Source organism: Niabella sp., from assembly GCF_030150205.1.
Classification (GTDB): domain Bacteria; phylum Bacteroidota; class Bacteroidia; order Chitinophagales; family Chitinophagaceae; genus Niabella.
Genome location: NZ_JASLGT010000011.1, coordinates 245,914 through 265,487, shown reverse-complemented (window position 1 = coordinate 265,487; position 19,574 = coordinate 245,914). Strand labels below are relative to the sequence as shown.

12 protein-coding genes and 1 tRNA gene are annotated in these 19,574 nt (G+C 45.6%); 5 read left to right on the top strand and 8 right to left on the bottom strand.

Translation table 11 applies throughout. The annotated features are described in order from the left end of the window. Nucleotides 1–103: 103 nt before the first annotated feature. A complete protein-coding gene (locus tag Q1V85_RS11450) occupies nt 104–1,699 on the bottom strand; it encodes an MFS transporter (RefSeq protein ID WP_300600110.1) in 1,596 nt (531 codons plus the stop codon). A gap of 84 nt (nt 1,700–1,783) precedes the next feature. Here Q1V85_RS11450 and Q1V85_RS11445 point away from each other — a divergent pair, with 84 nt between their 5' ends. Then, complete coding sequence (locus tag Q1V85_RS11445; protein ID WP_300600010.1) at nt 1,784–2,632, top strand: AraC family transcriptional regulator; 849 nt, start codon at nt 1,784–1,786, stop codon at nt 2,630–2,632. Nucleotides 2,633–2,697: 65 nt separating this feature from the next. Here Q1V85_RS11445 and Q1V85_RS11440 read toward each other — a convergent pair. Both Q1V85_RS11440 and Q1V85_RS11435 read right to left on the bottom strand, forming a co-directional pair. Next, nucleotides 2,698–2,770: transfer RNA gene (locus Q1V85_RS11440), tRNA-Lys, on the bottom strand. 47 nt (nt 2,771–2,817) lie between these two features. Beyond that, nucleotides 2,818–3,441 carry a DUF3347 domain-containing protein gene (locus Q1V85_RS11435; protein ID WP_300600008.1) on the bottom strand — a complete coding sequence of 208 codons (624 nt, stop codon included), beginning with the start codon at nt 3,439–3,441 and terminating at the stop codon, nt 2,818–2,820. A 116-nt stretch (nt 3,442–3,557) separates the two neighbouring features. Between Q1V85_RS11435 and Q1V85_RS11430 the strand changes: the two genes are divergently transcribed. Then, entirely contained in the window at nt 3,558–5,513 is a 1,956-nt protein-coding gene (locus Q1V85_RS11430) for an ABC-F family ATP-binding cassette domain-containing protein (protein ID WP_300600006.1), read from the top strand. A gap of 412 nt (nt 5,514–5,925) precedes the next feature. Here Q1V85_RS11430 and Q1V85_RS11425 read toward each other — a convergent pair whose 3' ends face one another. Then, nucleotides 5,926–6,855 (bottom strand): bifunctional riboflavin kinase/FAD synthetase, encoded by a 930-nt coding sequence (locus Q1V85_RS11425; RefSeq protein WP_300600005.1) that lies wholly within the window; start codon nt 6,853–6,855, stop codon nt 5,926–5,928. Between the two features lie 93 nt (nt 6,856–6,948). Here Q1V85_RS11425 and Q1V85_RS11420 point away from each other — a divergent pair, with 93 nt between their 5' ends. Continuing rightward, nucleotides 6,949–8,118 carry an AIR synthase related protein gene (locus Q1V85_RS11420; RefSeq protein ID WP_300600002.1) on the top strand — a complete coding sequence of 390 codons (1,170 nt, stop codon included), beginning with the start codon at nt 6,949–6,951 and terminating at the stop codon, nt 8,116–8,118. 155 nt (nt 8,119–8,273) lie between these two features. Here the strand turns inward: Q1V85_RS11420 and Q1V85_RS11415 are convergent, their stop codons facing one another. Continuing rightward, entirely contained in the window at nt 8,274–8,843 is a 570-nt protein-coding gene (locus Q1V85_RS11415) for a four helix bundle suffix domain-containing protein (RefSeq protein WP_300600000.1), read from the bottom strand. A gap of 222 nt (nt 8,844–9,065) precedes the next feature. Between Q1V85_RS11415 and Q1V85_RS11410 the strand changes: the two genes are divergently transcribed. Both Q1V85_RS11410 and Q1V85_RS11405 read left to right on the top strand, forming a co-directional pair. Next, on the top strand, nt 9,066–10,946 hold the full coding sequence (locus Q1V85_RS11410) for a hypothetical protein (RefSeq protein WP_300599997.1): 1,881 nt from the start codon (nt 9,066–9,068) through the stop codon (nt 10,944–10,946). Between the two features lie 8 nt (nt 10,947–10,954). Next, nucleotides 10,955–13,246 (top strand): DUF2357 domain-containing protein, encoded by a 2,292-nt coding sequence (locus Q1V85_RS11405; RefSeq protein WP_300599995.1) that lies wholly within the window; start codon nt 10,955–10,957, stop codon nt 13,244–13,246. Between the two features lie 237 nt (nt 13,247–13,483). On the opposite strand, the gene Q1V85_RS11400 is transcribed toward Q1V85_RS11405, so the two are convergent. From Q1V85_RS11400 to Q1V85_RS11390, 3 genes are all read right to left on the bottom strand, one after another. Further along, nucleotides 13,484–15,766: an AIPR family protein gene (locus Q1V85_RS11400; protein WP_300599992.1), complete on the bottom strand. Its 2,283-nt coding sequence runs from the start codon at nt 15,764–15,766 to the stop codon at nt 13,484–13,486. 74 nt (nt 15,767–15,840) lie between these two features. Continuing rightward, the gene (locus Q1V85_RS11395) at nt 15,841–16,797 is read right to left on the bottom strand and encodes a PD-(D/E)XK motif protein (RefSeq protein WP_300599991.1); all 957 of its coding nucleotides are present in this window, start codon (nt 16,795–16,797) and stop codon (nt 15,841–15,843) included. Further along, the gene (locus Q1V85_RS11390) at nt 16,797–19,574 is read right to left on the bottom strand and encodes a Z1 domain-containing protein (protein WP_300599989.1); all 2,778 of its coding nucleotides are present in this window, start codon (nt 19,572–19,574) and stop codon (nt 16,797–16,799) included. The genes Q1V85_RS11395 and Q1V85_RS11390 overlap by 1 nt, the downstream gene beginning before the upstream one ends.

Genomic DNA, 19,574 nt, shown 5'->3' with positions numbered 1-19,574 from the left:
ATTCCGATACAAAAAAATTAGGGCCATGTTTTTTCTTTCTTAATTTTTTAGGGTGTATTAAGATGACGGCAGCCGGCTTCCATGACCGGTATTTGGGTCGGTATCATTCCTGGTGCGTGCTGTTTTTATAGAGCGGGATCCCCCTGCGGCTAAACCTGGAACAGCCTGCCGGTGCAGTTCTAAAAATCAGGAAACTGATCAGCGCCAGCACCAAAACACCGGCGCCTCCGTACAAAAAGATTCGGCCAAAACCCTGTTCCAGTGCGTTGCCGAATACACCGGGTTGCAATGCACCCAGGGCGGTTTCTTTATTGGCGATCTGCTCCGCTGTCAGGCTTGCAGACACCAATTGTTTAGACAACTCAAACAATTCTTTAGCGCCGGCAGCAGAAAATGTATTGTTCAGATAGGAGAACGTACCCTGCAATAGCAGGAAGCCCATCAGGGCAATATTGACCGCAAGTGTGATCAGCCGGCTGCTGACATCGATCCCGGAGGCCATCCCCGCGCGGTTACCGGGTACTGTGGCCGTGGCGGTGTTGGTAACGGGTGTATTGACCATGCCCAAACTACTGCCGGCCAGGATGCAACCCGGCAGAAAGGACGGCCAGCCGGATCCGCCCGTACCGCTGCTTGCATACAGGAGCAGAAAACCGGCTCCGATCAGCAACAATCCAAACGGAATGATACGTTCCGCGCCATACCGTAGCGACAGACGTTCGCCCAGGGGCGGAAATATAAGCGTGGGTAATGTATAGGCCAGCAGGTACATACCTGTGGTGAGGGAATCATAATGCAGTACGGTCTGGAAATACAGGGGAAGAAAAACCATTAAAGGCCAGAAGGAGAAATTCATCCCGATGCATCCCATGATGGCACCTGTAAACCGGGGCGCTCTGAATACGCGGAAGTCGATCATGGGATAGGGCTGCCGCTGCTCTACTATTATAAATGTAATGATCAGCAGCACAGCGGTCAGCAATACCAGCAGGGAGGCCATACTGGTGAAACCGGCTTCCGGCCCCTGCGTAATATAATAGGTAAGCGCAAATACGGCGGCTGACAGTGTCAGTATCCCTGCCAGGTCCAGCCGGCCGCTATGGGGATCTTTTGATTCGGCGATGGAGGGTTTAACCAACAACAGGGTGCCCAGTGCCAGCCCGCCATGGATCAGGAAAATCCATCTCCAACTGAGAACAGCGCTGATGAGACTGCCGATAACAGGTCCAAACCCCAGCCCGATACCCGCAATAATGCCCCAGGCGGCAAATGCTTTACTGCGCAGGGCCCCATCCGGGAACCGGTGCGAGAGCAGGGCGATGGTACAAATGAACATCGCACCGCCGGTCATACCCTGGAAAAAACGTGCGGTGATCAGCAGTCCCGTGGTACCGGCGGCACCGCAAACCAGAGAAGTGATCCCAAACCCGGCTACATTGATCATAAATACTTTTTTACGTCCGAAACGGTCGGCCAGTGTGCCGGTGGCCATCAGCACCATCGTACAGGCAATGGTATAAGCGTTCATGATCCATTGCAACTGGCTGAAATTGCTACCCAGTGCTTTTTCAAGGGTGGGAAGGATGACGGGTACGCTGGTAATTTCCAGTCCGAACATCAGCGCAGCCAGGCAGATTGCTACCAGCGCCCGGCGGTCGGACCGTTTTTCTTTTTGTTGATTCATGAATGTTTTTTTTATGAGATTGCTAAAGTATACTGGTATTTTTCAAAAAATCGGTATACTTTTTATAAAAAGAAGTACTTTTATCAGATGGTAAAACATATGATGCACACACCGCTTGAAGTGGTCCGTCAGCACATGGAAGCCGGATCCACGGTGGATTTTCAGAATCACTTTTTCCAGATCTGTATCGTGGTGACCGGACAGGGCCACCTGGGAATGGATGCTCACCGTACGGCATTCAGGCCGGGAAGCGTGATCCTGCTGACGCCGGACGATGTGCATCATTTTGAACTGGAACAACCTACGGTATTTCTGATGGTGCGCTTCAGCAGCAGCTATATCCGGTCTTTTGAGTGGAAAAAGATGAACCAGATGGAGTGCATCCTTTATTATGCCCGTCACCTTACCGGCTGCATTATGAGAACGCCGGCCGATAATGTACTGGTAACCTCCATCGCCACATCGCTGCTGCATACGCTGGAGCATCCCGATTTGTACCAGGAAGATGTGGTAAAGCATTTTGTCAATGCCCTGATCGTGATCGCCGCGCGCAATATTGAAAAAGCGGGACCGCCGGCCGCATCAGAAAACACCGACAAAAAGCTGCTGGATATCATTCATTATATTGAAGACAATATCTTTAACCCCGGGCAGTTAAAGGCCGCAACGATCGGGAAGGCCTTTGGCGTTTCGGCCGGCTATATCGGGCAGTATTTTCAGCGGCGATCAGGAGAAACGCTGCAGCATTTTATCACGCAATATAAACTGCGCCTGATCGAGCACCGGCTAAAATTCAGTGATATGCGGGTAAATGAAATTGCAACAGAGTTCGGCTTTACTGATGAAAGCCATTTGAACAAATATTTCAAAAAGCAAAAGGGGGTTGCTTTGACCTCGTTCCGGAAACAACATGTTATAAAAGCGGCGCTTACGCAAGTGGAAGCTTGATGAATGAAATTCCATTGGCTGGCAATATCCATTAAAAAAAGAGACGCAATTGCTTGCGTCCCTTGTGACCCCGCTGAGGCTCGAACTCAGGGCCCACAGATTAAGAGTCTGTTGCTCTACCAACTGAGCTACGGAGTCAGAAATAGGTTTACCCGGCTATAAATCGGGGTGCAAATATAAGTGATTTATTTTGTTTGAAGCGAATCTGGCTTTGTAAAATCGATGGCCATTTTATTTTCTCCACAATTGATCATGGTTTTCCCGTACTTCGGGTCGTTGTTGCCCAAATAAGGATTCACCACCTGGTTCTTATCACTGAGCCAGTTCCCTGGCTGACCCTCACCAAAGGCCATCGGACATTCCTGCCAGTAGGCCGGGGCCTGATCATATTTAACGGTTAGCAGCAACATCCGCAACGCATCGGACAGATCATTCAGGGCATGTCTTTTTTCTGTCCAGTCTTTTGAGCTGATGATCGTGCCGGTATTTGTTTTTGCCGTTTCCATGGGATATTGGGCGGTTTGGTAAATAGCACTGTCTTTCTTCAGTTCATTAATCTTAAAATCGGTGAGTGCCGTTTGAAGTGATGCGGCGGCTTTTCCAACGGCGGCCGTATCCCAGTTTACGAAACCATCCGTCATTACATAATAAGCGGCCAGCACAGCTTCCATAGAACGGTTGAATACATCGCTGTGTTTGCTCACGGCAATGGGAACCGGTTCCTCCCTTGGTGGCTTATCTTTTTTTAATAACTTATAAACAAGGAAGGCAGCTACAAACACTGCAATAACGATCAAAAGCTTTTTCATATCACTTATAGTATCATTTACTCGTCTGTATTGACTAAATTTGCAGATTTTAGAAAAACAAAAATACTGATAAACAATCAATTATTTTAACAGAAGGGTAAAAATCGGGGGAAGATATGTTAATTGGCTTACAGAATGTTACGTTTGAATTTGGTGCACGGGTGATTGTAGAGGACGCTACCTGGCATATACAGCCCAATGAGCGCATCGGGTTGATCGGTTATAATGGTACAGGTAAATCGACCCTGCTGAAAGTATTCGTAAATCAATACGCGCCTTCTGCGGGAACCGTGGAGCGTAGCAAAGAAACCACCATCGGTTACCTGCACCAGGACCTCCTGAGCTTTGATACCAACGACTCCATATTACAGGTGGCCATGAGTGCCTTTGAAAAAGTACTGCAGCTGGAAAAAGAAATTGAGGAATTGGGTACCGAACTGGAAAAAACCGGCGATGAAAAGACCCTGCTTGAATACACGGATAAACTCCATGAAATGGAACTGCTGGGTGGCTATAACATCCAGCACAAAACGGAAGAGGTATTACAGGGATTGGGATTTTCCAATACCGACCTGAACCGTCCGTACAAAGAATTTAGTGGGGGATGGCGGATGCGGGTATTGCTGGCCAAAATGATCCTGGCCAAGCCAGACCTGCTGTTGCTGGATGAGCCCACCAACCACCTGGATCTACCTTCTATTGAATGGCTGGAAAAATACCTGCAGCATTACCAGGGAGCAGTGGTGATCGTAAGTCACGATAAATTTTTCCTCAACCGGATGGTGACCAAGATCGTGGAACTGTACCAGCGGGAACTGCATTTTTATAACGGCAATTACGAGTTTTATGAGAAAGAGAAAGCCGTTCGTATTGAAATGCAGCAAAAGGCCTACGAGAACCAGCAGGATTATATCCGCCAGAACGAACGCCTGGTAGAACGCTTCCGGGCCAAGGCCAGCAAGGCAGCCATGGCGCAGAGCATTATGAAGAAGCTCGACAAACTGGAACGCATTGAAGATGTGGCTATTGAGCGGCCCGACCTGCGGATCAACTTCAGGGTAGATAAAGTACCCGGGCGGGTGCTGGTGGAACTGGATCATTTGTCAAAAGCATTCGGCGATAATGTGATCCTGAGTGATGCCAAGGCAGAGATCGACCGGGGTGATAAGATCGCCCTGATCGGCGCCAACGGAAAGGGTAAGTCTACCTTATTGCGCATTATTGCTGATGCGGAGTCTTATACCGGCAACCGCAAATGGGGCCATAATGTAGAAGAAAGCTTTTATGCCCAGCACCAGCTGGAGGCCCTGAGCCTGGATAATACCATCCTGGATGAGATGCGGGGCTGCGGCAGCCAGATGACCGACATGGAATTACGGGCGCTGCTGGGTTGCTTTTTATTCAGCGGCGATGATTCCGACAAAAAGATCCGGATCCTCAGCGGGGGAGAGAAAGCCCGGGTAGCCCTGGCAAAAACCATCGTAAGCAAGGCCAATTTCCTGATGCTGGATGAGCCTACCAACCACCTGGATATGCACAGTGTAGACCTGCTGATCAATGCCCTCAACCGCTATGAAGGTACTATGATCCTGGTAAGCCACGACCGGCACTTTATTTCCAAGGCGGCCAACAAGATATGGGAGATCGTAGACGGGAAGATCAAGGAATTTAAGGGCCCTTATGATGAATGGGTGGCCTGGAATGAACGGATGCGGAAGCAGGCCGATGCCGAAAAACGGGGCGCAAACGCGCAAAAGTCGAAGCCTGCCGCAGTAGCTGCCCCGGTGCCCCCTCCGGTTCCGGTAAGCAATACGCCCATTAATAAAGAGTTGAAAAAAGAGCTTCAGCGGCAGCAGAAATTATTTGAGCAGGCAGAGGCCGCATTGAGTAAAAATAAGGCGTTAATGGCGCAGTTGGAAAAAGACCTGGGCGATCCGCAGATCTATTCCGACCGGAACCGTTTTGTAAAAACCGAGCAGGATTATGCCGCGGCTAGCAAAGAGAACCAGCGGCTGGAAAAGGATTATGAAACCATCTTTACAAAATTGATGGAACTGGAGGAGAAGCAATAAACGCAGGAATAAGGGGCATCGTAAAGGATTAATCTTTCATTAAATAGCATATATGCTTGTATACTATACTGAATAAAAATTTTTTATATTATTTTGTTTGATATTTTAAATGAGATTCAAGGCCTGTAATGTCATTTCGATATCTATTCCTGTTTCAGGATCTGTGCGAATTATTATGTCCCCATAGAAACCGAAACAAGTTGCAATGACAACATTCCATTCCTCAAGCTAGAAAGAGTATCCGTCACCTCGACCGAAGCGGAGAGGTCCCTACGAAAATACCCAAACAGAGAAGAGGGTGAGGTATTTGTTTAATGACGGAGATGCAGCGATTTCCCAATTGCGCCCGAAATGCCGGCGATACTTTTTTGTACAATACCTGCCTGGGGTGAAAAAGCCCCTGCTACCCGGTTTACAACACCGCCAAACTATCCACCTTATCCTGGTCGATCTGTTTCACCAGCGCATCCAGCGAATCGAAACGGACTTCTTCCCGCAGGAATTGTTTTACATATACCCGCAGGGTTTGCCCGTAAATGGAGGCATCAAAGTCAAAAATATTCACCTCCACGGTTCGCCTGGTACCATTTACGGTAGGGCGCAGGCCAATGCTCATCATGCCCTTAAAAAGGTGGGGATCCCCGGCCAGGGCAACATAAACGGCATAAATACCATTACCCGGGATGATTTTTTCCTCATCGGTGATCTTCAGGTTGGCGGTGGGGTAGCCCAGTTCACGCCCCAGCTTATCGCCATGGACCACTTCACCTTCAAAAAAGAAATCGTATCCCAGTAAATGGTTCGTACTCGTCGTATCTCCTTTCAGGATGGCTTCGCGGATCTTGGTAGAGCTGATGGAAATATTATCCAGGATGTGCTTGGGAATTTCCTGTAATTCGTAATGGTATTTTTCCTGCAATTGTTCCAGCAGCTTGTAGTCGCCCATACGGTCGCGCCCGAAACGGTGATCATACCCGATGATAATGGTATGCGGCCGGAATTTTTCGATCAGGAAATTACAGAGATAATCTTCCGGGAGCTGGTTGGCAAACACTTCGGTAAACGGAATGATCACCAGGTGATCGATGTCCAGGGATTCCAGCAGTTCAATCCGTTCCGCCAGCGTATTGATCAGGCGAAGCCCCAGGATGGAGGAGTTCACCACTTTACGCGGGTGCGGATGAAAGGTGATAATTACCGATTCGCCGTTTACAGCCCGGGCCTGGGCGGTGAGCTGGCGGATCACTTTGCGGTGGCCCTCGTGCACCCCGTCGAAGGTGCCGATGGTAATAACAGCATTTTTAAATGCAGGCAGCGCCTCAATATTCCTGTGAATGTGCATCAGGCGCAAAATTAGCGGCGAAACTTCAAACTTCAAACCTCAAATAGCAAAACCTGTCTTATCTTAGCGGCCTTAACAAAATAAGATCAATCGATGTCGTTGTATTCCAAAAGAGGGGTTTCTGCACAAAAGGAAGAAGTACATGCTGCTACACAAAAACTGGACAAAGGGCTTTATGAAAAGGCTTTTTGTAAAATTTACCCCGATGTATTGGTGGGCGATGCCGATTGGGCGAATGTGATGCATGCCGATGGAGCCGGTACCAAGAGCATCCTGGCCTACCTGTACTGGAAGGAAACCGGCGATGCCAGTGTATGGCGGGGCATTGCACAGGATGCCATCGTAATGAACCTGGACGATCTTTTGTGTGTGGGCATCTATGATCAGCTGGCGTTTTCCTCTACCATTGACCGCAATAAAACGGTGATCCCCGCGGAAGTACTGTCGGAAGTGATCAACGGGAGCCAGGAGTTTTTTGATACCATGCGTAAATTTGGTATCGACATTACTTATATGGGGGGAGAAACCGCGGACGTAGGCGATGTGGTGCGCACGATTGCGGTAAATGGTACCATGACGGCCCGCTGGCCCCGGAAAAAACTCATCACCAATGAAAAGATCCGGCCGGGAAATGTAATTGTAGGCCTGGCATCTTTTGGAAAAACGAATTACGAAAGTGCATATAATAGCGGACTGGCCAGCAACGGTCTCACCAGTGCCCGTCATGATGTACTGAAAAAAGAATACGGCAAAAAGTACCCCGAAACCTTTGAACCCGGTCTGCCGGAAGACGTGGTATACATCGGCCCCCATGGCATGACGGACATCATCGATGTTGATGGTGTTCAGACCACCATCGGGAAATTACTGCTGAGCCCCACCCGTACCTTTGCCCCGGTAATGAAGGTATTGCTGGAAGAGCATTTTGAGGCCATCAACGGGCTTATTCATTGCAGCGGGGGCGGACAAACCAAGTGTATGAAGTATGTGCCGGAGCAGGTAAAGATCGTAAAAGACAACCTGTTTACCCCGCCGGTAATTTTCGATATCATTCAAAAAGCCAGCGGCGCCGATGCCCGGGAAATGTACCAGGTATTTAATATGGGTACCCGGCTGGAAATTTACACTAATGAAAAAGATGCTACTGCCATTATAGATGTGGCAACCGCATTGGGTGTAGATGCACAGGTGATCGGCAGGGTAGAAGCCAGCGAAAAACAGGCGCTTGAAATTCATACCGGCAGCGAAACGATTTTGTTTTAGTAAAGGACGGCAAAAAAATTTCTCTATAATGAACGATCATCTGTAATACATGCAGGTGATCGTTTTTTTTGTGCTTTACTGCAAAATCAAACCGGCCACTATCCAATCTCTGTGTCACCCCGGTCCCCCATGTCTCCCAATCTAGCTCAAAACCACTACTCCCTATTCCGTTTTTGCAACCGGGCCTGGGTCATACGCTCGCGCAAACCACCTTCAAAGATAAACGCATGTTCCAAAGCAGTTACTTGTTTCCCCAGCAGGTAGATGGCAATCTTTACCAGGCATCTTAATACATTGGCACTTATTTCCGGTTCTTCGTGTTCAATGGCCTTTTTAAAAGTATCATAATTGGCATCCGGCGTCTGATTCAGCTGATCAAATCGTCGGGAAAAGGGGTGACTGCGATCCCATTGGGGCAGCCTATGCGTGCGTAAAAAATCTTCATAATCCAGTAACAGCTCTTCCAGGCTCGCACGGGCTACATTGGTTAGTTTCAGTTCCGTTTCCTTCGAAGTGGCGGACGCAATGCTAGCCTCCGCGATATTCTGCTTTCCGGAGCGGGCAGCCTGCACCATCTGGTCAATAGTACGGTCATATTTCTTAAAATAGCGGCCGGTGAAAAATACGGTACCGTCATAAATAATTTCAGCCTTCTGGAAAGTGATCAGTTTTCGGTAGCCTCCATGCACGGGAATAAATCCACGAGGGTGTTTTTCGATGGTCATAGGTGTTGTGTTTGATTTAAAGTTACGAAGTTTTTTGGAGAAAGCATATTTTTTGGATGTGCCTTTAGTTTTAGAATTGAGCCCCCATGTCCCCCAGTTCCCTTTGTCCCCAAAAAACCTTTTTCAAATTAAATATATTTAGTATATTGCAAAAATGAAAAACACCCGCAATCCTTTACCGCTCGCCGGAAAACCATAAATTTAGCCTTTTAAAACAGCATAGTGACAAACCTCATTCCCTTAAATATCACCAATACCGACATCCTCAAAGCCGTGCGGGATATCAATCCTTCTGCCATACCCCCAAGGCGGTTCTATACCAAGTATTACCTGGTGGTAGACGGCCACAAATACCCGCCCAAATATGTATTAAGCAACGCCAATCAATACGCCAACGGACAGGCGCTGGCCCTGGATCTGTTCACAGCCCGGCAGGCGGTGGATTACTTCAATAAACTGGGCTTCCTGGTGGAGAAAAGAGAAGAAGTACCCAGTTACTTTGATGAGCTCAACCGCTTCCTGGAGCAGACAAAGACAGATGACCTCAAATACAGTAGCTACCAGAAAAGTTTTATCAACCTCAACGTAAGTGTAGGCTTCGGGCGGGCCAATAAAGCAAAAGTGCCCCGCATTGCATTTTTAAATGAAGCCAACAGTGTGCAGGAACGTATTTATCCCGCCTATTTTTTCTATAAGGACCTGGGGCTGCTGATACTGGCCTATGGCGAACCGGATACCGCCAAACCAAAAAATAACTGGAAGCTGCACAACCCCACTTCCATTTCAAAATATTTTGCGGAACATCATTTGGGAAGGCCCCGCAACTATGGCAGCTCCTATGTATATAAAGTGTACAACACCAACAATCCCTTAAACCGGGATGAAATTGAGGAGGACTTGCTCGATATTATTGATATTTATAACGAAATGCAGGAGGATACGGATATGCCTACCACCAACACCAATGCAACCGCGCAGCAGGAATTCCGGCTACCCGCTTTTATAGACGCACTCAACGCCACCGGGCTCAGCTTTCATCCTTCGCTGGTCACAAGGTTTGTGGGCTCTTTGCTGGCCAAGCCCTTTGTCATCCTTACCGGGCTTTCGGGTTCTGGTAAAACCAAACTGGCGCAAGCTTTTGTACAATGGATCTGTAAGGACGCACAACAATACAGCGTGGTGCCGGTGGGGGCCGACTGGACGAACCGGGAACCGCTGCTGGGCTATCCCAACGCGCTGGATGCGCAGGAATATGTAAAGCCGGACAATGGCGCGCTGGATCTGCTCCTGCAGGCCAATGCGCATCCCGCCCAACCTTATTTCCTGATCCTGGATGAAATGAACCTCAGCCATGTGGAGCGCTACTTCGCCGACTTCCTCAGCGTGATGGAGTCGCAGGAGGCCATTCCCCTGCATGCGGGCGGTGTTCAAAAAAGATCGGGTGTGCCTGCTGCCGTTAAATGGCCGTCTAATTTATTTATTATTGGTACGGTGAATATCGACGAAACCACCAATATGTTCAGCCCCAAAGTGCTGGACCGGGCCCACACCATTGAGTTCCGGGTAACGGAGCAGGAGCTGACAGCGTTCCTTAATAATCCGCTGACTCCGGATAAGCAACCGCTAAACGCCGCAGGTGCTTCCATGGCGGAAAGCTTTCTGAAACTGTCACGTGACAAAGCGATCCCCAACAATCATGCAGAGCGGCAACTGATCAACACAACCCTTGTCAGCCTTTTTAAAGAGCTTAAGAAGGCCGGGGCGGAGTTTGGTTACCGTACCGCTACGGAGATCTTGCAACTTATGCAGCAACTGGAAGTAATAGACAACACACTGTCGGTAAATAAAAAGCTGGATATTGCCCTCATGCAAAAGCTATTGCCCAAACTGCACGGATCGCGTCGCAAGTTAACGCCTGTGCTCAGCACCCTGGGAACGCTTTGTTTTAACGGCAACGGAAACATAGAGCACGAAGTTTTTAAGGTAGTCGATTTTGATTTTGAAAAAGACGACCGGGTATTGTACCCAATGTCGCTGGAAAAAATAACCCGCATGTACAAAGGCGCTATCGATAACGGGTTCACCAGTTTTGCCGAAGCATAGGAAAACACATGAAGGCCGAAACCTCCATAGAACTCCATCTGGATCCAATCGCCGCAGGCTTGCGCCTGTACATCGATGCCCGCAGGCCGCATACCTTGTTTGATGCGGAGGAAAGCGCTGCGGAAAACAACGAGGCCCGATATCAGCTGGTGGAAGGCGCTTTTTATGATTATGCGTTCAATAACCCGGATTACCAGTTGGGCGATATAGGGGAGAACATCATCACCCCGCATAAAAGAAACCCGCACACGGGCACCCTGGCACCCAATATCTTTACCGGTACCCTGATCATTCCGGTATTGCACACGCACCACGCGGAGCCGCTTACCCATATTGAGCTGGAAGTGCAATCCGTAAAAACCAGCTACCGTACGGATTACCGGGATATGCTGGAATTTATTACGGAAAAATGTACGGACCTTTTATTACAATCCAACGCACCGGTAGCACATGCGCTGGAGGTGGATTATTCAACTGACAGCCACACGCTTTACCAGCAATTTGCCTTTATACAATCTGTGATTGGTACAGACGATTTTGCGGAGGCCATACACCGCATTGTTACGGCACCCGTTACCCAATGGGCGGATGCATTGGAGCTAAAAGACGTCCGCCGGGTGCGTCGCTTTTCCAATGCGCAGGTACAGGAGCTGCTAAAAGGCAGCAACCGTACAGAGCTTCCGGCAGCGCATGCACTGCGTAAAGCAGGCCTTACTACGGTACCTCAAAAAATTACCGCGGTTGCCAAAACCGATACGGTGGATACACCGGAGAACCGTTTTGTAAAACACGCGCTGGAAGTGTTTTTAAAATTTTGTACGGAGGTGCACAACGCCGCCGCCGCGCAAAGCAAACTGTATAAAGAATCACTATTAATCATCCGTACGCTGGAAGGTTTTTTGCATCACAGTTTTTTTACTGACGTTTCCGCGCCCACCACGCTTAAACTCAATAGCCCGGTATTGCAGCGCAAGGAAGGCTACCGGGAAGTGCTGCGCACCTGGCTGCTGTTCCAGGTAGCGGCCAAACTGGTATGGCAGGGCGGGGATGATGTGTACCGCGGTGGTAAAAAAGATGTAGCTACCTTATATGAATACTGGTTGTTCTTTAAGCTGTTGTCGCTGTTTCAATCTGTATTCAAATTAAACGCGGAGGATATCCATCAGCTCATCGAAAAAACGGAGGACGGGTTAAACCTGCGGCTCAAACAAGGGCGGCATTATCCCATCCACGGCGTATATGATGCCGGTTCCCGTAAGCTGTCCATCCGCTTTAGTTATAACCGCACGTTTAGCGGGGTTAAGGATTATCCCCATGCCGGCAGCTGGACCTCCCTCATGCGGCCGGATTATACGCTTTCCTTCTGGCCCGCAGGCATTACCGAGGCGGAGGCCGAGCAGCAGGAGCTCATCACCCATATTCATTTTGATGCCAAGTATAAAATTGATCACCTCAATAAATTTTTAGAACCTTCCTCCGCCGCTGCCCTTATGCAGGAAAAAAAGGAGAACAACAAGGGCATTTATAAAAATGCGGACCTGCTAAAGATGCATGCGTACAAGGATGCCATCCGGCGTACCGGCGGGGCCTATGTGCTGTACCCGGGTCATACCGCTTTAAACCGCCAGGGCTTTCATGAAATCATACCCGGGCTGGGTGCGTTCCCGGTGCGACCATCCAAAACAGACGATGGCATCGGCGCCTTAAAAGCCTTTATCCGGGCCATTATCGATCATTTTATCAACCGTACATCCCAGCGGGAAAAACTGGCCTACCATACCTTTGATATTTTTAAGGACAAACCCGGGACCGATCAAATATTACAGGAACCCTTGCCGGAGCCCATTGGCCCTAACCGGGATCTGTTGCCGGACGATAGTTTTGTGCTCATCGGGTATTATAAATCGGCGGAGCAACTGGAGTGGATCCAAAAACACCGGCTGTATAATTTCAGAACCGGCAGCGGGGCAGGGGCCCTGGTGCTGGACCGGGAAACCGTAAGCGCCCGCTACCTGCTGTTGCATACCGCGGGGCAGCAGCAGTCCGGCCAGTTGTGGAAGATCGTCAGCAAGGGTCCCCGCATTTTTTCAAGGCAGGAGCTGGAGGCCCGGGGTTATCCTTCCCCCACGCAGGCGCATTACCTGGTCATACAGCTGCAGCCCGTGACGGATCCGGAGTTCCACGCCCTGCAATGGAATTTTAAAGAGCTGCCCAACTATGCCACCGGCCGGCCCTCCGCCTTTCCCTTTACCGCCACCCTGGCACAGCTCATGAAGGTGATCTACCACGGTAAGGAGTAGCCCTCAATAATTACTGGGGTGATAATATGCTGTTTTTGGGCGTGCTCCCAGCCCGCCACGCATCAGGGCTAACGCACGGCTGGGGTCGGGCTATCCGCTCATACTCCGCCGCTCGGGCCACCACACAAAGGCTTCAGCGGGGTATCCGCTGCTATCCCTCACGCGGGCATCCGTACTATAAACCCGGTTTGCGTTTAATCTATAATTGGGTAAAATTAGCTACTTAGTGAAGGACAATCACATTGATATAATTTCAGAAACATTATAAATGTCTTCCATTGAAGGTACTTCATTTTTCGCAATACTTATTCCGATGTTACGATAACTATTAGCTTTAGTTGATGAAATTCCCCTCTTAACGGCCCTTATAGTTTCAAATTCAAAAGCTTCTTTAGCTCTGGTCAGGTTTCTATTATAGATTGCGGCAATCAGGCCCGCAACATTTATCAAAGGTTTATTGCCAGTTTTGAACTCAAGGAACCAATCTGGATTTTTTGCCTGCAGTTTTTTAATGATTTTTTCTTCAAATTGAATCATTTCAAGGCTGAGATATTGCTTGCCCTGAATCTGCTGGACAATTTCTTCTATTTTCCGCATCTCATTTGAAGTCAAGCTATCGTAGAAATGAAGTTTTACCGCTGAATAAAATTCAGTGCCATTCGAATGAATACGACAGTTTTCATTCATGTGAGAAAAATCGAATAGCTCAGTGACCTGATACCTTTTTTTGAACTCGCTTTCACTTAATTTGTATTTAAGGATGATATCTTTAGTGCTAGGTGTATTTTCGAACGCAGTAAACTCAGGGCTCTTTATAATCTCATTCCATAATTCTTCCTTTTTGGCATACTCACCAACATCATCACTCTTGCTATACATTTTAAGCCATTCATGAACTAGTCCAAGCATTGATTTTGAAAACTCTCTGAGATCGTCAGGTAACCGCTGTAAAATCCAAATGGCCCCAAGATCAAAATGATTTGTTTTTTTCACCAAGGTCATTTTATACAAAAGCGAAAGGGTATAAGGTACCACAGATGATCTTATTTGACCGATTGCATTTGGGCCTGAGCCATATAATTGTTCAAACTCCTTAAATAATATTGCCTTTGAAATCATATCTTCAAAAAAGATTCTTCCAAGATTTTCGGGGTGTAAAGTTTTTTCGCGATGGTCAAGCTGAATAAAATCCATAAAGTCCCGGAAAACTTTCTCCCCACCTTTTCTAACCAGGAAGGGGCTTGTTCCCCAGGCAACATAGTATTTAGCAACCTGCTCTTTACTAAGGCGTTTGCTTTTGGGATAATTTTTTTCAATCTGGGATTTCTGACTGGGAGATATTCGTAACATGGTGTTGAAATCCCCACGAATTCGCTCAAAAAACCATTTCGTTCCGGAAGGGTCTGTGATACTTTCCGAGAGTTTTTTAATTTTTACAAGGTAGGGACTTCTCGAATTTAAATCAACACTTGAAACCTTATTTTGTGAGTTCGAATATTGTGAGATTTTCGAAATTAGGTCGTCCAGATTTTCCCGGTTTTCAGAATTGACAATATTTATTTTTGCGGTAATATTTACTTTGGAAATATCAATGCCTTCTTTATTCGTAAAATAAATTGAAGCTGTTGTTTGTCCTCCATTCACAATTTGAAAATCAGTCAGAGAGCTGATCATTGCAATTCCGTTGGATTCAACAATGACTGAATCAGTTGCAGTTATTGTTAATCCATTGTTGTATGCAATAAATTTTTCTGGCTCCTTAATTATTGTGTCTTTTATTTGTTTATTAACACCTTTAAATTGTAAAAAAGACCGCACATTTCGTTCCAGCAGCCTAGAGCTATATTTATGGTAAAAATTAACCAATAAAGTAGCAGGAATAACTGCCAGATATGATTTAAAAATACCTGTATCATCGGCCGCTTTTATAGCAGGGAGCGGAGTGTCGAATGTAATAATTATTGGCTCCGCGTTACCTTCAGTTATTTCATAGGTATAAATTTTATTAAGGTCAATCAGCTGATATATAACTTTAATTTTTTTAGTCTTACGAATGCCGTTAATTGTATAACTAATATTAATTTCATCATCAGAAAACGAAAAATTCTTTGGTGACTGCGAGCCGCGTGTTTCTATCGAAATTGTATTTGATATTAAGAATATTTCCAGAACATCAATTTGTTCCTGAAAGGCAGCGGTTTCAAGGGAACGAATTAAAACGGCGGCCGGATCTCCCGCTTGCACATCAGATAACTGTTTTTTGACCGCTTTGTTAAAAAAAATCTTTGCCCTTGAAAACAGATTGTCGTAATAGTCCTTTCTTGCCACATAGATGTCCTCACTACCAGGCAATACAAGATTTGATAAAAATAATTGAAGACGTTCTCCGGATTCATTTATTTGATAGCCATTAACCTCAGTATTTTCTTTCTCCTGGCGGAAATAGGACTCGTTAATTTGTTCGGAATCTGTTAATCTCACAAGATTTAAAGCCGGCAAAACATATTCAAGTAATGCCATTCTGTTAATGTTATTGTCCTCTGATTTTATATTATTGAAAAGAGTATCAGAAAAGGAGTTGAGTTCATTAAGTGTCATACAAAAGGCCTAATGTCGTTTATCAGATAATGTTTGATGCCGCTTAGTGAAATTTCATATTCAGCGTTCTGGATTGCGTCAGATAGTTCAGATCTTTTCAGCGCGGGAAAACCAACAGCTGCGCAATCATACCAGAAAATGTTTTTTAAGGCAAACTGGTATTGATCATAGTCCTTAAGCATATTGTATTTGATCCCGGCTTTACCAAGACAGGTCCAGAAATGGCTCATATTACTGTTGCTGACTGACCGGAGCACAATAGCAATCTCATCAACAAGCTGGGCAATTGTCGCAGGTTCAGCCTCCTTACTTCCGAATTCAATTACACCAAGAAACAATCTTTGTCCGTTAAGATAGTCCAGTTGGTATTCGCTGGAAATCTGTACGGATGATTTATACTCGGAAATTCCCTTTATTTCAAAATGATTATCTGAAAGTTCAAAATCGTGTCCTTTACCGAATGGTCCCTTCCATGAATGAAGAATATCATTGTAATTAAATCTGGAGTTCAATAGCAGATACTTTAAAAAAGATAATTCTGCAAAAACACCCTGGATTTCTGACTTGCTTAATTGACCTGAAAGTGGCTCAAATAATTCAAACCATTCATTGCAAAGCATTACAAAATCAGTCTTGGCAGAATGTTTGTTAATTGCACGTGTCTGACTAACAATACTGATGATCAGGTCACTGAAAAGGTTTTTGGCGTTGTCGTTTAGTAAGGTTAATACCAAAGCTTTCCTGCCTTCTTCAAGTTTCTCCTCCAGCGAAATATTTGCCCTTATCTGGGGTTCAATTGGTAAGCTATGTACCTCTTCAAAATAGAAATACAGGCAGTATTGCATCTGTGCATTTATTCCGTAGCGAAAGCGCTCGTCTGAAAACTCCCCAAAGGACAAAAGCCTTGGAAATCTGGCATCATCATTTAATAGGATATCCCACTGTAATTTCATTAGTTAATATCATTTACATCAGCATTAAAGTCTTCAGGTATTTCATTATCATCATTACCTGCTTCTGCGTCTTCAGTTTGAATGTATTCATTAGCCATATAAATGGCTCCAGGATCGTCCTTGATTTCAGGAAAACTTAAAGCGTAACCAATCAGAGGAATTTCCAGATTGATTCCTTTGGCTGTAGCCGATAGCCTTAATTCTTCGTTATGAAAAACTGATCGTAAATCTATCAAATAGATAAGCAGAAGACCCTGCGCTTCCGGACGGGCTTCACGAAATATCCATCCTGGAACTGTTGTTTTATCAGCTTTTTCTTGGGCTTCGGTTTCTGTGATATTTCCGCTTTCTGAAAGTTTACCTTTTTTATACTCACGGAACTTTCGTATAGCGTTATTGACTACATCCTTACTCAGTCCAGTTGCTTCATCCATGCCTGAGGTCATAATGTGCATTGACCTGCCACCGGCAGTAAACTTCATTTCATTTTTTAGCTCTTCATAATAGGGTGCCTCATTTTCCTTCGGGCCACTTCTTTTAGTCAATTTCAATCTCAGGCTTTCCTCTTCGAGGTTCCGCCCTGTTCCGGTTTTCCGTATACAAATTTTCCAATTGGTCAGCATGCCCCTATCATTGCACATTCGTATATACCTGATCATGTCTTCTTTCATAAATGAATTAGAGACAAAAGATGAGGGCAAATTCATAAACCGGAATAGATCGTCTCTGTTTCCGTCATAAGTATAAAATGCTTCATTCTCCTTGTCGGTGAAGGCTATTTCGTTATATAATATCTTAAAGCCATCCCATGCCGATTCTAGGGCTTTTTTTTCTATCTTGAAATGTACAGATTCATGAGCAACATCCTGAAAAGAATAACGTACCTCATTGGCATTTTTAAGAATTGAAGCACGAGTTATTTTCAATACATCCGGGTGTTTGCGGATTCGCAATTCAAATTCTTTAGGAGATTTTTTATGAATTTCCATATTTTCAATCTGATCTTCCAGTTCACAGAGTGCAGCAGTGATAAAATTGTATTTATCCTCCGTAGCAGCGTCAATAAACAGACGGCAGGCGTCTATGTAACCAGGACGATAGCCAAACCATCTTCCCATTTGGAGTAACGCATCATAAAAATTTGTGTCCCTCAGGAAATAATTAATTGTAAGTCCCTCCAGTGTAAATCCCCTTGACAAGCGATTACCGCCAACCGCAATATATTTTTGAGATGCAGTTTCTGAGTAAATAAGCTTATCGCCGGTTTGTGAATTGATGGCTTTAACAACAATACCATTAACAGCAGTTGGAAGTAATTCTGAAATATCATTCCAGTTTTTGGGAATAAGGCCGTCAGTATTGTATTCTTTAGGTAAATAAGAACGAATATTTGCCACTTTATAAGCAAAAAAACGATTCCATTGCTTACGCAGCTTTTCATAAATGCCATCAGAGTCATTTATATTGTCATCATTGATTTTTTTTGACAGATAGGATACATATTTTTCAATTTTTGCTTTAGCATCATTCTGTTCGTTGATTAGTCTTGAAATATGTACCAACATTGTATTATGTACAGTGTAACCAGGTAGCACTTCAAGTATTGATTTTCTGGAATCTCTAAGTGCTATAGACAAAATAAAACAGTCTATGGCGTCAGTTAAAGATCTGCTGAGAACGGTCTCTTCTTCGCCAAATATAATGTATTCATCTTCGTGTGCATCAGGAATAGTTTCTATCAGTGGTATTTTTTGATCTTCATCCTGATCGCGACCCGAGGAGAAAAACCTACGGGGCCCAAGATAAGAAGAGGGCGATGACAGTTTATAAATAAATTTATCTGGAAAAAGTCCGGGCGACAAACTGCAACTGATTTCCTGGAGCTGGCCCTGGTAACGATAGGGAATAACCCAGGCCTGGTTGTCGGCTAGCTCTCCATGCTGATCCTGTAAAATATTTGCAAATGGTGTAGCTGTATAACCTAAGTATGACTTACGCTTAAATAAATCAAGCAATGCCCGGATATGCCCATTTACCTTGCTTGCATATTCTGCGCCTTTATGCCCCAGATTGTTCAGAGAGGCATTATCTGCCTCGTCGTCTATTATAAGCAGGCTATTGTTGAGATTATTATTTCCGGCAGGCATTGATGATTTGAGCCAGAAAATCAGATTCGTTAATACCGAAACGTTTTTCTTGCAGACTAATATTCTTTGATTGGTGAAATTAAAATTATTATCCACCATCGATTTTTTAAAATCACCTATAGTTGAAGTAATGGAAGTGATCTGGTAAATTCCATCCCTTCCAAACTTTTGAATCTTGCCTACGCCCACATCCTGATTGATCTGATTGCCTATTTCACCCAGCCCAATTACGTCGTGATTGATACGCCGCTGGGTTTGATAGCGCAAATCTTCCATAATGCCAGAGAAAACAATGATGATGTCATAACCGGCATCTATCGCCCGATTGATAACCCCGTTAAAATTTGCTGTTTTCCCGGATTGAACGGAACCAAGTACCAATCCCTTTTGCAAATGCTCAATATTACGTTTAGGATCGCCCAATCTTTCAATAATGGCATATGTGCTTCTTTCCGTATTGTTTATGACATCAACCGGCCTTTCAAGGCTACGTAGATAGTGTATATATCTGTTAAAATAATTCCATTGAACGGAGGTATTACGTCCTTCGATCCAACGCTCATATTGTTGGGTTTCATCAATCACATTGTCAGGGTCAGTGGTGGTGACTATTACAGATTTCAGACGCAA